14 protein-coding genes and 1 pseudogene are annotated in these 13,879 nt (G+C 71.2%); 6 read left to right on the top strand and 9 right to left on the bottom strand.

Annotated elements, in window-relative coordinates:
• The first annotated feature begins 124 nt into the window (after nt 1-124).
• Complete coding sequence (locus OO68_RS29755) at nt 125-802, top strand: pentapeptide repeat-containing protein (RefSeq protein WP_078625518.1); 678 nt, start codon at nt 125-127, stop codon at nt 800-802.
• Nucleotides 803-823: 21 nt separating this feature from the next.
• On the opposite strand, the gene OO68_RS29750 is transcribed toward OO68_RS29755, so the two are convergent.
• Nucleotides 824-1,324, bottom strand: a complete 501-nt coding sequence (locus tag OO68_RS29750; protein ID WP_033312407.1) for a hypothetical protein — start codon at nt 1,322-1,324, stop codon at nt 824-826.
• A 7-nt stretch (nt 1,325-1,331) separates the two neighbouring features.
• Here OO68_RS29750 and OO68_RS29745 point away from each other — a divergent pair, with 7 nt between their 5' ends.
• Nucleotides 1,332-2,822, top strand: coding sequence for a M1 family metallopeptidase (locus tag OO68_RS29745; RefSeq protein WP_167345928.1), 1,491 nt, complete (start codon nt 1,332-1,334; stop codon nt 2,820-2,822).
• A 4-nt stretch (nt 2,823-2,826) separates the two neighbouring features.
• Here the strand turns inward: OO68_RS29745 and OO68_RS29740 are convergent, their stop codons facing one another.
• Both OO68_RS29740 and OO68_RS29735 read right to left on the bottom strand, forming a co-directional pair.
• Nucleotides 2,827-3,339, bottom strand: a complete 513-nt coding sequence (locus tag OO68_RS29740) for a GNAT family N-acetyltransferase (RefSeq protein WP_033312270.1) — start codon at nt 3,337-3,339, stop codon at nt 2,827-2,829.
• Between the two features lie 170 nt (nt 3,340-3,509).
• Entirely contained in the window at nt 3,510-4,085 is a 576-nt protein-coding gene (locus tag OO68_RS29735; protein ID WP_033312269.1) for a TerD family protein, read from the bottom strand.
• Nucleotides 4,086-4,245: 160 nt separating this feature from the next.
• Here OO68_RS29735 and arfB point away from each other — a divergent pair, with 160 nt between their 5' ends.
• The gene (gene arfB / locus OO68_RS29730; RefSeq protein WP_033312268.1) at nt 4,246-4,683 is read left to right on the top strand and encodes an alternative ribosome rescue aminoacyl-tRNA hydrolase ArfB; all 438 of its coding nucleotides are present in this window, start codon (nt 4,246-4,248) and stop codon (nt 4,681-4,683) included.
• Here arfB and OO68_RS29725 read toward each other — a convergent pair.
• Together OO68_RS29725 and OO68_RS29720 are read right to left on the bottom strand one after the other, a co-directional pair.
• On the bottom strand, nt 4,680-5,132 hold the full coding sequence (locus tag OO68_RS29725; RefSeq protein WP_033312267.1) for a GNAT family N-acetyltransferase: 453 nt from the start codon (nt 5,130-5,132) through the stop codon (nt 4,680-4,682). The two genes, arfB and OO68_RS29725, sit on opposite strands and share 4 nt — an antisense overlap.
• 76 nt (nt 5,133-5,208) lie before the next feature.
• Nucleotides 5,209-5,793 (bottom strand): flavin reductase family protein, encoded by a 585-nt coding sequence (locus tag OO68_RS29720; protein WP_078625516.1) that lies wholly within the window; start codon nt 5,791-5,793, stop codon nt 5,209-5,211.
• A gap of 337 nt (nt 5,794-6,130) precedes the next feature.
• Here OO68_RS29720 and cdgB point away from each other — a divergent pair.
• Both cdgB and OO68_RS29710 read left to right on the top strand, forming a co-directional pair.
• Nucleotides 6,131-7,646 (top strand): annotated as a pseudogene (cdgB, locus tag OO68_RS42500) (diguanylate cyclase CdgB).
• A 117-nt stretch (nt 7,647-7,763) separates the two neighbouring features.
• On the top strand, nt 7,764-8,696 hold the full coding sequence (locus OO68_RS29710) for a CBM35 domain-containing protein (RefSeq protein ID WP_033312265.1): 933 nt from the start codon (nt 7,764-7,766) through the stop codon (nt 8,694-8,696).
• A gap of 69 nt (nt 8,697-8,765) precedes the next feature.
• Here OO68_RS29710 and OO68_RS44465 read toward each other — a convergent pair whose 3' ends face one another.
• The 4 genes from OO68_RS44465 to OO68_RS29695 all read right to left on the bottom strand — a co-directional run bounded on the left by OO68_RS44465 (nt 8,766) and on the right by OO68_RS29695 (nt 12,456).
• Nucleotides 8,766-9,122 (bottom strand): peptidase inhibitor family I36 protein, encoded by a 357-nt coding sequence (locus OO68_RS44465; RefSeq protein ID WP_078625515.1) that lies wholly within the window; start codon nt 9,120-9,122, stop codon nt 8,766-8,768.
• 131 nt (nt 9,123-9,253) lie between these two features.
• Entirely contained in the window at nt 9,254-10,183 is a 930-nt protein-coding gene (locus OO68_RS29705; RefSeq protein ID WP_033312264.1) for a 1-phosphofructokinase family hexose kinase, read from the bottom strand.
• Nucleotides 10,184-10,303: 120 nt separating this feature from the next.
• A complete protein-coding gene (nagA, locus tag OO68_RS29700) occupies nt 10,304-11,434 on the bottom strand; it encodes an N-acetylglucosamine-6-phosphate deacetylase (protein ID WP_033312263.1) in 1,131 nt (376 codons plus the stop codon).
• A gap of 80 nt (nt 11,435-11,514) precedes the next feature.
• Nucleotides 11,515-12,456 (bottom strand): ROK family protein, encoded by a 942-nt coding sequence (locus OO68_RS29695; RefSeq protein ID WP_051814851.1) that lies wholly within the window; start codon nt 12,454-12,456, stop codon nt 11,515-11,517.
• 132 nt (nt 12,457-12,588) lie between these two features.
• On the opposite strand from OO68_RS29695, the gene OO68_RS29690 reads away from it, so the two are divergent.
• Entirely contained in the window at nt 12,589-13,842 is a 1,254-nt protein-coding gene (locus tag OO68_RS29690; protein WP_033312261.1) for an ABC transporter substrate-binding protein, read from the top strand.
• Nucleotides 13,843-13,879: the final 37 nt, after the last annotated feature.

Genomic DNA, 13,879 nt, shown 5'->3' with positions numbered 1-13,879 from the left:
TCGGGTCGGGGCCGCCTTCTGGGAGTACGACCGATCGAGGGCGCCGGAATGTGACATCGCCGGTGTCCGAGCAGGTCAGGGCAGGTCAGCGCCGGTTGTCGGTGGTGGGGTGCAGCATGGGCGCATGGCGAGGAGAGCGGCGGGCGGTACGGGTGTGAAGGGCGCGCGGCGACCGGAGGTGCGGCTGCCGGTGCTGGAGCCGTACGGGGGCGGCGAGCTGGAGCCGGACGGGGACTACGACGGGCTGGATTTCCGGGAGGCCGGCTTCACCGGGCAGGACGGCTCGGGCGCCCGTTTCATGGACTGCGCGTTGACGGGCTGCGCGCTGGACGAGACCCGGCTGCGGCACGCCCGCGTCCTGGACTCCGTCTTCACCGGCGTCCGCGGCGTCGGCACCGACCTCGCCGAGGCGACCCTGCGCGACGTGGAGCTGACCGATGCCCGGCTCGGCGGACCGCAGCTGCACGGGGCGGTGCTGGAGCGGGTGCTGGTCCGCGGCGGCAAGATCGACTATCTGAACCTGCGCACGGCCCGGCTCAGAGACGTCGTCTTCGAGGGCTGCGTCCTGGTCGAGCCGGACTTCGGCGGCGCCCGCCTGGAGCGCGTGGAGTTCGTGGACTGCGCGCTGAAGGGCGCCGACTTCCATGCGGCGACCCTGACGGACGTCGACCTGCGCGGCGCCGCTTCCCTGGAGATCAGCCGCGGGCTGGACCGCCTGTCGGGGGCGGTGATCAGCACGGCGCAGCTGCTGGACCTGGCGCCGGTGCTGGCCGCGCAGTGGGGGATCCGGGTGGAGGGCTGACCAGGGCGGCGTCAGGGGCGTTCAGGGCAGGCGGGGGAAGCGGGCCTGGAGGGTCCAGATCGCCGGGTTGTCCGCGAGGTCGTCGTGGAGGTCGGTGAGGTCGGCGATCAGGTCGTGCAGGAAGTCCCTTGCCTCGCGGCGCAGTTCGCTGTGGGAGACGGTGAGCGCGGGCTCCTCCGCGCGCATCCAGTCGGCCTCGATGTCCACCCAGCCGAAGCGGCGCTCGAACAGCATCCGGTCCGTCGACTCGGTGAAGTCCAGTTCCGCCCGCTGCGGCCGGGAGGCCCGTGAGCCCGCCGGGTCCCGGTCGATTCGCTCCACGATGTCGCAGAGCGCCCACGCGAAGTCGAGCACCGGCACCCATCCCCAGGCTGTGGACACCTCGTGGTCCGTCTTGGTGTCCGCCAGGTAGACGTCGCCGCAGAACAGGTCATGCCGCAGGGCCCGGACGTCCGCGTGGCGGTAGTCGGTCTGCGGCGGGTCGGGGAAGCGGTTGGAGAGGGCGTAGCCGATGTCGAGCACGGAGGTGATGGTGTCACGCGCCCGTAGGATCACGTCCGTGGCCCGATCTGTACGTCTTGTCCCCACCCTGTCCGCCCCCATCCTGTCCACAGCCACCCTGCCCGCCCCCGTGCTGCCCGTATCCGCCCTGCTCGCCTCCGCGCTCCTGCTCACCGCGTGCGGCGGCGGAGTGCACGGCACCCCGGGCGGCTCCGGCGTCCGCGACCCGTTCTTCCCGAAGGCCGGCAACGGCGGCTACGACGTCTCCCACTACGGACTGCGCCTCGCCTACGACCCCGCCGACCACCACCTCACCGGCACGGCCACCCTCACCGCCCGCGCGACCAAGGACCTCTCCGCCTTCAACCTCGACCTGCTCGGCATGGAGGTGGAGAAGATCACCGTCGACGGCGCGACAGCCCGCTGGAACCGCGCCGGGCAGGAGCTCACCGTCCGCCCGCGGGAGGACCTCGACCGGGACGCGACGTTCAGCGTGACGGTCCGCTACGCGGGCGCACCCGAGACCGTCACGGACCCGGACGGCTCCCAGGAGGGCTGGCTGCGCACCACGGACGGGGCGCTCGCGCTGGGCGAGCCGACGGGGTCGATGGCGTGGTTCCCCGGCAGCCACCACCCCTCCGACAAGGCGGCCTACGACCTCGCGGTGACCGTGCCCCAGGGGCTACGGGCCGTCTCCAACGGGGAGTTGCGCAGCGAGCGGACCGTGCGGGGCCGTACGACGTTCGTGTGGCACAGCGGGGAGCCGATGGCGAGCTACCTCGCCACCCTCGCGATCGGCCGCTTCGACATCAGCCGCTCCCGAGCCGGGGACCTGCCCCTGTACACGGCTGTCGACCCGGCCGAGGCGGCGGCGAGCCGGCCCGTGCTCGGGCGGCTGCCCGAGGTGCTGCGGTGGGCCGAGCGGCGGTTCGGGCCGTACCCCTTCTCCTCCGCGGGCGCGATCGTCGACAGCGCCGCGTCCGTCGGCTACGCGCTGGAGACCCAGAGCCGGCCGGTGTTCCCCGGGGCGCCCGACATCACACTCCTCGTCCACGAGCTCGCCCACCAGTGGTACGGCGACTCGGTCTCGCCGGAGAGCTGGCGGGACATGTGGCTCAACGAGGGCTTCGCGACGTATGCGGAGTGGCTGTGGGAGGAGGACCACGGCGGGGACAGCGCGCAGCAGACGTTCGACGCGCTGTACTCCGGTGAGCACTTCGCCACGGAGGAGGAAGGGGAGGAGATCTGGGAGTTCCCGCCGGCCGACCCGCCGAGCGCCGGGCGGATCTCCGACCCGCCGGTGTACTTCCGGGGGGCGATGGTGCTGCAGAAGGTGCGGCAGGCGGTAGGGGACGCCCGGTTCTTCTCGATCCTCAAGGGGTGGGCGGCCGAGTACCGGTACGGCAACGCCGACACCGCCGACTTCAAGGCCTACGCCGAGAAGCAGGCGCCCGGGGCGGACTTGTCGGGGGTCTGGGAGGACTGGCTGTACGGGGAGGGAAAGCCGGAGCGGCCCTGAGGCCTCACGGCGTGGTCAGTGCTTTGCGGAGGACGGTGCAGGGGCGCCCCATGCCCCGGTCCTCGCGGTGGTCGAGGACCTCGTAGCCCAGGGCGGTCCAGAAGGCCAGGGCCCTCGGGTTGTTCGCGAGGACGGCCAGGCGGGCGGCAGCGCGGCCGGCCGCGCGGAAGCGGTCCTCCACGAGGGCGGCCAGGCGGCGGCCGTGGCCCTGGCCGTGCAGCCCCGCGTCGACCATCAGCAGGCCGATCCAGGGGTCCGGGTCGGCGGGGTCGGGGTGGTGGGCGAGGGTGACGGCGATGCCGGTCAGACGGCCGGAGTCGCGGGCGAGCAGGATCTCGGTGCCGGGCAGCTCCCGCTCCTCGGCCAGCGCGGCGGCCACCTGCTCGGGGCGGATCTCCTCCGGGTCGGGGAAGTCGCCGGTGATGCGGTGGAACGCGGAGTTGGAGGCGTAGAGGGCGGTCAGCTCCGCCAGCAGGGAATCGGACGGAGGACCTGCGGGCAGGGGGTCGAGGATCATGGGGGAGACATATCCCTGGTGGAGGGGGCTTCGATGCGCCGTAGGGGCTCGGGTGTTCTGTCCGGTGCGGGTGGGGTGTGGCTTGTCGCGCAGTTCCCCGCGCCCCTCAGGGCGGAGCCCCCGGGCCGGTCGTCGACCCGGGGGCTCCCTGCGAAACGCTCAGGCGTTCGTCAGACGTTCACGCCGAAGTCCTGGGCGATGCCGACCAGGCCCGAGGCGTAGCCCTGGCCGACCGCGCGGAACTTCCACTCCGCGCCGTTGCGGTAGAGCTCGCCGAAGACCATGGCCGTCTCCGTGGCCGCGTCCTCCGACAGGTCGTAGCGGGCGATCTCCGCGCCGCCGGCCTGGTTGACGATGCGGATGTAGGCGTTGCGGACCTGGCCGAAGTTCTGCGAGCGGTTCTCCGCGTCGTAGATCGAGACCGGGAAGACGATCTTGTCGATGTCGGCCGGGAGGGCGGCGAGGTTGACGTTGATCGCCTCGTCGTCGCCGGCGCCCTCGCCCGTGCGGTTGTCGCCGGTGTGGACGATCGTGTTGTCCGGCGTCTGCTTGTTGTTGAAGAAGACGAAGTGGGCGTCCGAGTAGACCTTGCCCTGCGTGTTGACCGCGATCGCGGAGGCGTCGAGGTCGAAGTCCGTGCCGGTGGTGGTGCGGACGTCCCAGCCGAGGCCCACGGTGACGTCGGTCAGGCCCGGAGCCTCCTTGGTGAGCGAGACGTTGCCACCCTTGGACAGGCTTACAGCCATTGTTGGGAGTCCCTTCCCTCGTTTACGTGCGGCAAAGAAGCTGCGGCACCGAAGCTACAGCTACCCCCATGAACGTGGAGAGGGGTACGCGAGGTTCCAGCTCCTTTACTTTCTTTACCCGCGATTATTCGGGTGACGTGGACGGGACAGGAGCGGGAACATGGGGGGCATGTCTGGTCCCCACGTCATCCGCGGCTCCGTCTCCCTGCCCGAGGCCGAGCTCATGTGGCGTTTCTCGCGGTCGTCCGGACCGGGCGGGCAGCACGTCAACACCAGCGACTCCAAGGTCGAGCTGAGTTTCGACCTCGCGAAGACCGAGGCGCTGCCGGCGGTGTGGAAGGAGCGGGCCCTGGAGCGGCTGGCCGGGCGCCTGGTCGACGGGGTCGTCACCGTACGGTCCTCCGAGCACCGCTCCCAGTGGCGCAACCGCGAGGCCGCGGCCGTCCGCCTCACCGCGCTCCTGGCCGAGGCCACCGCACCCCCGCCCCGGCCCCGCAAGCCCACCCGCATCCCCCGGGGCATCAACGAACGTCGGCTGCGGGAGAAGAAGCAGCGCTCGGAGACGAAGCGGGGGCGCTCCGCGCGGGACTGGGGCTAGCCGGAGAGCCCTTGGGCCAGGTCCAGGACCCCGACCGTCTGTCCGCCGCTGTTCTCGCCGTCCGGGCGGAAGCCGAGGCCCAGGTAGAAGCCCTCGGGGCCGGCCGGGCCCGGGTGCCAGGTCACGTAGAACTTCTCGGTGCCGCGTCGGCGCAGTTCCTCGGCCACCGACTCGACGGCGAACCGGCCGTACCCCCTGCCCTGCTCACCGGCCGCGATGTTCAGCCGCCACAGGCCCGAACGGATCTCGCTGCCGTCCCCGTACCAGTCGATGCCGAGGCAGGCCATCAGGAAGCCGACCGGGCGGTCGCCGTCGAGGATCAGGCGGGGCCAGGCGATGCCGGGATGGACGTAGGCCTCGGCGAGCGACTTCACGACCGGGGCGACCGCGAACTCCTGTTCGGGGCGGACGCGGATGCCGAGGGCGGCGTCCAGGTTTCCGGGCGTGATCTCCGCGAGGTGCGTGCCGGTCGTGGTCCTGCGCGCACCCTAGGCGGGCCGTACGCGCCCGGGCCAGCGGGTTTCCTCAGCCCAACTGCCGGTACCGGCCCCGGAAGTAGGCCAGCGGTCCGCCCTCCGCGCTCGGCACCCGGGCCGTCAGAACCCGGCCGATGACCAGCGTGTGGTCGCCCGCCGGGACGCGCTGCTCGGTGCGGCACTCCAGGACGGCCAGGGCGCCGCCGACCAGCGGGGCGTCGGTGTACTCGCCGCGGGTGTACGGGATGTCGGCGAACAGCAGCCGGTCGCTGAGCCGGCCCTTCATCGCGAAACGGCCCGCGATGTGCCGCTGGCTCTCGGAGAGGACCGAGACCGCCCACAGCTCCTGCTCCTCCAGCAGTTCGTCCATGCGGGAGCCGTTGCGCAGGCTCACCAGCACCAGGGGCGGGTCCAGGGACACCGACATGAAGGCCGTGGCCGTCATGCCCACGTCCTCGACATCCGGCGCCGAGGGGTCGTCCGGGTCGAGCGAGGGCTCCTGCGCGGTCACCAGGACCACACCCGAGGCCAGCCGGGACATGGCGGCGCGGAACTCGTCGTTGCTCACCCCCTCAGCATGCCCGGAGGCGGGCGACGGAATGATCGCGGACGTGGCGGCGGGAGTGTTCGGCACGCCGGAAACGCTAATCTCCGCCCCGTGCGCCCCGCATCGGACTCCCGCCCGATCACGGTCCTAGGACTCCCGACGGACCCGCGCGGCCCTCCGGGAGGGCCGAAGGAAAAACATGTGCGCAACCTGACAAAGTTTGCGATCGGTAGCCGCACGTGAAGAACGCAGAAACTCCACTCAATTGTTCAGGTTTGCCTGTGACTTGAGTCACAAGGGGCAGGAATTGTTGACCCTGTGTACCGAGTGAGCAGCGCGCTGTGATTCAGTGGCTGGGAAGCTGCCAGGACGATACGCCGACGAGACCCTTGAATCGCTGCGAGTACTCGGGGGGAGGGCGAGCATGGAGACCGAGTCGGAACCCTACGTCCGTCTTGCGTCCCTGCGACAACTGCACCAGGTCATGGCCGACATGAACACGGCCCGCAGCCTGGCGGACACACTGCAGACCGTCGCGGAGGGCGTCGTGGCGGCCCTCGGGTACGAGCTGGCGTGCGTGAACCTCGTACGGCCGGACGGCCTGGGTCCTCGACGACGACGACGTCCCGCAGTGGTACACCGACGGCCCCGCCCCCCGCTTCGAGGACGAGTGGCACCCGGCCGACCGCCTCTTCGCCCCCATGTACGCGCCCGCCCCGAAGGGCAGCGGTACGTGCGGCGAGCTGATCGGCGTGCTCTCCGTGGACCGGCCGCGCAACGGCCGCCGGCCCGGCGCCTGGGGCCGCGAGGCGCTCCAGATGTACGCCTTCCAGGCCGCCATCGCCATCAGCAACGCCCGGCTGCGCGCCAACATGCAGCGCGCCCTGGTCCGGCTGGAGCGCGAGCAGCAGGCCCTGCGGGCGAGCGAGGAAAGCTTCAGGCAGGCCTTCGAGTACGCACCCTCCGGCATGGCCATCGCCGAGATGGGCGGCGACCAGCACGGCCGGATCCTGCGCACCAACGACGCGCTGTGCCGGCTGCTGGGCCGCCCCGCCTCCGCGATGCGCCGCTACTCGTTCTCCGACCTCGTCCACCCCGAGGACATAGGCACCCTGCTGCGCACCTCGGCGGAGGGCGGGCGCGCGGAGCTCCGCCTCGGCCGCCGTGACGGCACGTACGTCTGGGTCAGCCTGCGCAACAGCGTGGTCGCGGACGCCGCCGACGGGCCCCGCTTCCTCCTCACCCACGTCGAGGACATCGAGGAGCGCAAGCGCCGCGAGCTCCAGCTCGCCCACCGCGCCTCGCACGACTCGCTCACCGGCCTGCCGAACTCCGCGGAGCTGCGCTCCCGGCTGTCCGCCCGGCTCTGTCAACGCGCGTCATCCCCGCACACCGCCGTGGAGTCCGTCGACGCGGCCTACGGCCATCCGGCCTTCGACGTGGTCGGGCCCGGCTTCGACTTCCGGCAGGGCGCCGAGCCGTACGACGCCTACGACCACCACGTGCACACCGTCGCCCCGGACGGGGACCACGACGACGGCACCAAGGGGCTCGCGGTGCTCTTCTGCGACCTCGACGGGTTCAAGTCGATCAACGACCGGTTCGGGCACAACGCGGGTGACGCGGTTCTCATCGAGGTCGCCCGGCGGCTGAGCAACGGGGTGCGCGACGGGGACACGGTCGCCCGGCTCGGGGGTGACGAATTCGTCATCCTGGCCGACGGGCTCGGCCGCGCCGACGCGCAGGACCTCGCGGTCCGGCTCCGCAACGAGATCATCCAGCCCATCCGTGCCGAGGGGCGGGCCGTCCGGGTGGGCGCCAGCTTCGGCATCGGATGGGCACACTGTGGAATGACGGCGGACGAAGTGTTGAAATCCGCTGACGAGCGGATGTACGTCGAGAAACGATCTCGTCCCAAACAACACAGACGCGCCGGGTGAAGCCCTGGTCAGCGAGTTGATGCGGTCTGAGTCACCCGTTTGGGTCTCTGGGAGCGGGTAGGCTCGCTTACTCACCCGTGTACCGCATGCACCGCACCTGACTGAGGAGACCAAGGGATGACGCCCGGCAACAACGGCGCGAGCACGCCCGAGGACGACGACCCGTTCGGCTATCTTTACGCCGACGGGCAGGCCAACGGGGCCCAGCCGCCGTCCGGCGGCGGCTACGGCTACCCGAACTCGGTCAACCGGGTGCGCGCGGTCGGCACGCGCCAGTACGGCCAGCAGCCGCAGAGCGCCCAGACCGCGCCGTACGGCCAGGTCCCGCAGCAGGCTTCTTACAGCCAGCCGAACGCGCACTATGCGGCGCCGGAGACGCTGCCGGGCGGTGCGCAGACCGCGCATCACGCGACCCCGGCGGGCGGCGGCGGCCGGGGTGGCCGCGGCCCCAATACCAAGGGTCTGCTGATCGGCGCGATCGCGGTGGTCGCCGCGGTCGTCATCGGCATCGGCGTGGCCATGCTGGGCGGCGACAAGGACAAGGACGACGCGTCCGACAAGCCGGGCACGACCCCGACCCAGTCCGAGGAGTCGAAGCCGAGCCCGTCGGCGAGCAAGGGCGGAGCGGCCAAGCAGGATCTCCCGAAGACCGACGCGAAGGCCCTGCGGCTCAGCCCCGGCATGACGACGGCGTCCGAGTTCAAGGGCGCGAAGGCCGACGGCGGCGTCTATGTGACGGGCTTCAACCATGTCGGAGCCAAGGTGACTTGGACGGTCAACGGCATCGAGGAGGCCGGCGACTACCGGCTCTACGCCCGCTACAGCGTTCCTGGAGTCGACGCCAATGCGACGCTGCTGGTGAACGGCAAGGCGAACACCCAGCCCATGGGGCTGAAGAACTTCATCAATTCACCGAAGGGCGACTGGGAGAAGGGCTGGCAGACCTCTTGGGCTCCGGTCACCCTGACCAAGGGCACCAACACGATCGAGCTCGAGTGCAACGAGGGCAATCAGTGTGACGCAGTCCTCGACCAGCTCTGGGTGCAGTAGGGCTCTGACAGCGGAACGGCCCGCCGGTACATCGGCGGACCGTCCTCGTGAGGCTCCGGCTGCGCGGCACTAACCTCCGTAGATCGCAATGCCGGTAACGGTGCCACGGGTGTCGTCCGAGTAGGTGTGTGGCTTCAGAGTGACCAGCTTGCTGCCGACTCCGCATCCGGTGCCTGGGGTGATGTGCCAGAATTCGATGCGATAGGACGTCTGGTTCGAGACGGACCGCGCAGTCTTGAAGGGCTGGCAGCCAGGCGTGACAGACAGGACGGTCCTGGTCCCAGTCCTATTTTTCCCCGACCATCCGCAGACCTTCCCTTGCGGGCAGGTCTTGGGATCGGCCGCCGCAGCCGGTGTGGCGAAAGCACCGGACAGCAGTGCACCGACGACAGCCCCGGTCATCAGGCTTTTCTTGAGCATGCTCATACGAAGTCCCCTTACATCTTTCGGTGCCGGTCATGCACCGAACAAATGATCACCCAATCATCGAGATAAGGGGGAGGGGCGCTTTTCGGCCAAACAGCCTGGCAGGCATACTCGGCGAGAACGTACAGCTCCTACGCTGCCGACGGCGTGCTGGTCACTGACACCTGTCCCAGCAGCTCCTCGTACACCCCCCGGTCGAACTCCCCCGCCACCGGTGCCAGCACCGTCGCCGTCGACAGGGCTATGGCCCGGGTCAGGCGGGCCGGCCAGGGGAGGTGTTCCACCAAGCCCGACAGCAGGCCCGCCACCACCGCGTCGCCCGCGCCCGTCGGGTTGCCTCGGGTCGGCGTCGGCGGGGTGGCTCGCCAGCGGCCCTCTCGGGTGGCGGCGAGGAGGCCCTCGGGGCCGAGGGACGCGACCACCGCGCCCGCGCCCCGGCGGCGGGCGTCCTGGGTGGCTCGCAGGGGGTCGTGGGAGCCGGTGAGCTCCGCCAGTTCGTCGGCGTTCGGCTTGATGATGTCGGGGCGGGCCGCGACGCCCCGGCGCAGGGGTTCGCCGCTGGTGTCGAGGAGGACCGGGAGGCCGAAGGAGCGGGCCGTGCGGATCAGGCCCGCGTACGCGCCCACCGGGACGCCCGGCGGCAGGCTGCCGCACAGGGCCACCGCTGAGGCGGAGGGAAGCAGGTCCTCGTACGCCTCCTGGAAGGCGGACCACTCCGTGGGTGTGACCGTCGGGCCCGGTTCGTTCAGCTGCGTCGTGTCGCCGGTCCGCTCGTCGACCACGGCGACCGTGCGGCGGGTCGCGCCCGAGAGCGGGACCAGCGCGTCCACCACGCCCGGTACCGCCGCGAGCTTCTCCTGCACCACCCGGCCCGTCGCCCCGCCCGTGAACCCCGTCACCGTCACCTCGTGCCCGAGGGCCGCGAGCACCCGGGCCACGTTGACGCCCTTGCCGCCCGGGCGTTCCGTCACCTCGGAGACGCGATGCGAGGCGTGCGGCCTGAGGGACCGTACGCGGTAGGTGATGTCGAGAGCGGTGTTCAGCGTGACCGTGAGGATCACCTGGGCCGACCTCCCCCGATGTGCTTGCCGACGTGAACGTGCAGGTAGCCCGATCATGCCAAAGAGACGGCGGTCGGCCCAGTCCTGGAGTCGGCCACCGTCTCTCGACTGGGGGATGGATCAGCCCAGTTGGGGACCGACCACCCATTCACCCCGGCGCATCACGCCCTTCAGCTCGTACGCGGAGTCCAGGATCAGCAGGTCCGCGTCCTTCCCGGGCTCCAGTGAACCGATCGTGCCGGCCATGCCGAGCAGCCGGGCCGGGGTGGCGGACAGGGCCGTCACCGCGTCCTCGACGGACAGGCCGTCGACCGTGACCGCCCGCTTGAAGGCGCGGTCCAGCGTGAGGGTCGAGCCGGCGATCGTGCCGTCCTCCACCAGCCGGGCCACGCCGTCCGCGACCTCCACCTCCAGCGGACCCAGCCAGTAGCGTCCGTCGCCGAAACCGGCCGCGTCCATCGCGTCCGTGATGAACGCGACCCGGTCCGCTCCCGCGTGGTGGAACGCCAGTTGCAGCGCGGCGGGGTGCAGGTGCGTGCCATCGTTGATCAGCTCGACGGTGACCCGGTCGTCCTCCAGGAGAGCCGCGATCGGGCCGGGGGAGCGGTGGCCGAGCGGGGGCATCGCGTTGAAGAGGTGGGTGGCGACCGTGGCGCCCGCGTCGATGGCCTCGACCGTCTGCTCGTACGTGGCGTCCGTGTGGCCGATCGCCGCGATCACGCCGTGGTCGGCGAGGAGGCGTACGGAGTCGAGGCCGCCGGGGAGCTCGGCGGCCAGCGTGAGCATCTTCGCCCGGCCCCGGGCCGCGTCGATCAGCTTGCGGACCTCCGCGGGGTGGGGGTCGCGCAGGAGGGCCTCGGAGTGGGCTCCCTTGCGGCAGGGGGAGATGAACGGGCCCTCGAAGTGGACGCCGGCGATCTCGCCCTGCTCGGCGAGTTCGCTCAGCAGGCCGGCGCGGTGGGTGAGGGAGTCCATGTCGCCGGTGACGGTGGAGGCGACCAGGGTGGTCGTGCCGTGCAGGCGGTGGGTGTGGATGCCCTTGAGGATGTCGTCGACCGAGCCGGAGGTGAAGGAGGCTCCGCCGCCGCCGTGGTTGTGCAGGTCGACGAAGCCGGGGATCACGTAGTGGTCTGTTACGTCGATGACCTGGGCGTTTTCCGGGGCGGCCCGGGCGATGCGGGTGCCGTCGATGGCTACCTGGCCGTTTTCGACGGTTCCGGTCGGGAGGACCACTGTCGCGCCGGTGAGCACAGTGGGGGTCCCCGATGTGGCGGAGTGCGGGTGCGTCGTGGCTGGTCGCGCAGTTCCCCGCGCCCCTGGGGCATCCGTCATCAGGGCGTTACCTCCATACGGTCGGTCGATGCCAGAAGGTCCCAGGCCAGCAGGCCCGCCCCCAGGCAACCGGCGCTGTCCCCCAGCGCCGCCGGGACGAGTGTCGGCTGTTTCTGGAAGGTGAGGCGGCCGTGGATCGCTTGCCTGAGCGGCGTGAACAGGGTTTCCCCCGCCTCCGCCAAGCCGCCGCCGATGATCAGAGTGCGGGGGTCCAGCAACGTCAGAGCGGTGACCAGGCCGTCGGCGAGGGCGTCGACCGCCTGCTGCCAGACCGCCCGGGCCTTCGGGTCGCCGGAGTCCACCGCCTTCGCGCAGTCCGCCGCGTCCGCGTCCGGGTCGCCGGAGGCCGCGGCCCAGGCCTCGCTCACGGCCGCCGCCGAGGCGAAGCGCTCCAGGCAGCCGTGCTGCCCGCACGGACAGGGGGACCCGCCGGGGCGTACGACGATGTGGCCGATCTCGCCCGCGAAGCCGTGCGCGCCCGCCTCCACCCGGCCGTCGACGCCGATGGCGCCCGCGATGCCGGTGCCCAGGGCCACGAACAGGAACCGGTCCGCGCCCCGGCCGGCGCCGACCCGGCCCTCGGCGAGGCCGCCGGTGCGCACGTCGTGGCCGAGGGCGACCGGAACGCCGAGCCGCTCGGACAGCAGGGCGCGCAGCGGGACGTCGCGCCAGCCGAGGTTGGCGGCGTAGACGGCGACGCCGTCCGTCTCGTCGACGATGCCGGGGACGGCCACACCGGCGGCGGACGCGGGCGTGCCGAAGTGCTCGGCGCCGTAGGCGTGCAGCTCGGCGGCGAAGTCGAGGATGCCCGCGACGACGGCGTCCGGCCCCTGGGCGCGTCCGGTGGCCCGGCGGGCCCGGTGCAGCACCTCGCCCCCGGGCCCGGCCAGGGCGGCCTTCATTCCGGTGCCGCCCACGTCGAGGGCGATGACATGTCTCACGGAAACAGTGTGACCCGGTGACCCGCAAGAGGTCTAGTCCACTCACGTGGTGTAGACCTTATTCCGAATATCGAAAAGTTTCAGAGGCGGCGACGCCAGGGTTGGGGAAGAACAGCGGTGCAGCGGCGGCGAATGGCAGGAACGATCGCGGCGGTGTCCGCACTGGGCATGACGGCGGTGCTCGGCGGCTGCGGCATGACGGGCGGCTCGGGGGACGTGACGCTCAAGCTGGTCGCCGCCGACTACGGCGACAGCGCGGCCAACAGCTCGAAGAAGTACTGGGACAAGCTCGCCGAGGAGTACGAGGCCGACCACCCCGGTGTCACGATCGACGTCAGCGTCTACTCCTGGAACGACGTCGACCGCGAGGTCAGGGAGATGGTCGCCGCCGGTGACCCGCCGGACATGGCGCAGATCGGCGCCTACGCCGACTACGCGGCCAAGAACCAGCTCTACAAGGCCGACGAACTGCTCTCCATACCCGTGCAGGCCGACTTTGTCGGGCAGCTGGCCTCCGCGGGCCAGGTGAAGGGCGTGCAGTACGGGATGCCGTTCGCCGCCTCCACGCGCGTCCTCTTCTACAACAAGACCCTCTTCGCCAAGGCCGGCATCACAGCGCCCGAGTCCTGGGACGACCTGGCCGAGAACGCCGAGGCGCTCAAGGCCGAGGGCGTGACGTATCCGTACGCGCTGCCGCTCGGCCCGGAGGAGGCGCAGGCCGAGACGATGCAGTGGATGCTCAGCGGCGGGGGCGGCTACACCGACAGCGTCGACAGCTACGGCATCGACTCCCCGGAGAACATCGACACCTTCTCGTGGCTGAAGAACGACCTGGTCGGCAAGGACCTGACCGGGCCGGTCGCGCCGGGCGAGCTGAACCGGGCCGCCGCGTTCGCCGCCTTCGCCAAGGGCCAGGTCGGCATGCTCAACGGCCACCCCTCGCTGATGAAGATCGCCGAGAGCAAGGGCGTGAAGTACGGCATGGTGCCCATGCCGGGCAAGGGAGGCCCGAGCAAGTCCACGCTCGGTGTGGCCGACTGGATGACGGCCTTCCGCGAGAACGGCCACCGCGACCAGGTGGGCGACTTCCTCGACTTCGTCTACAGCGAGAAGAACGTGCTGGCCTTCTCCCGCGAGTACGACCTGTTGCCGGTCACCTCCTCCGCGTCCACCACCATGGCCGCCTCCGACGAGGACCGGCACCTCAGGCCGTTCCTGGAGGAGCTGCTGACCTCCGAGCTGTACCCGGTCGGCAAGACCTCCTGGGCCGACGTCAGCGCCCGGGTCAAGCAGCAGATCGGCAAGGCCGTCGCGCCCGGCGGCAGCCCTTCGGGCGTCCTCGGCCACCTCCAGGCGGCGGCGGGCCGGGCGGAGAGCGCGGAGTAGCTCCGCTGGGCTGTCGGTGGGGGGCGTTACGGTGCCG

It is taken from the genome of Streptomyces iakyrus, assembly GCF_000717055.1.
Lineage (GTDB): Bacteria > Actinomycetota > Actinomycetes > Streptomycetales > Streptomycetaceae > Streptomyces > Streptomyces iakyrus.
The sequence above is the reverse complement of the archived record's forward strand: the minus strand, read 5'-3'. Positions and strand labels throughout refer to the sequence as shown.

What these genes read in the sequence shown, in the direction of transcription:
- OO68_RS29755 (WP_078625518.1), top strand. Translation starts at nt 125, where the DNA reads ATGGCGAGGAGAGCGGCGGGCGGTACGGGTGTGAAGGGCGCGCGGCGA.
- OO68_RS29745 (WP_167345928.1), top strand. Translation starts at nt 1,332, where the DNA reads ATGGTGTCACGCGCCCGTAGGATCACGTCCGTGGCCCGATCTGTACGT.
- OO68_RS29740 (WP_033312270.1), bottom strand. Translation starts at nt 3,339, where the DNA reads ATGATCCTCGACCCCCTGCCCGCAGGTCCTCCGTCCGATTCCCTGCTG.
- OO68_RS29735 (WP_033312269.1), bottom strand. Translation starts at nt 4,085, where the DNA reads ATGGCTGTAAGCCTGTCCAAGGGTGGCAACGTCTCGCTCACCAAGGAG.
- arfB (WP_033312268.1), top strand. Translation starts at nt 4,246, where the DNA reads ATGGGGGGCATGTCTGGTCCCCACGTCATCCGCGGCTCCGTCTCCCTG.
- OO68_RS29710 (WP_033312265.1), top strand. Translation starts at nt 7,764, where the DNA reads ATGACGCCCGGCAACAACGGCGCGAGCACGCCCGAGGACGACGACCCG.
- OO68_RS44465 (WP_078625515.1), bottom strand. Translation starts at nt 9,122, where the DNA reads ATGAGCATGCTCAAGAAAAGCCTGATGACCGGGGCTGTCGTCGGTGCA.
- OO68_RS29690 (WP_033312261.1), top strand. Translation starts at nt 12,589, where the DNA reads ATGGCAGGAACGATCGCGGCGGTGTCCGCACTGGGCATGACGGCGGTG.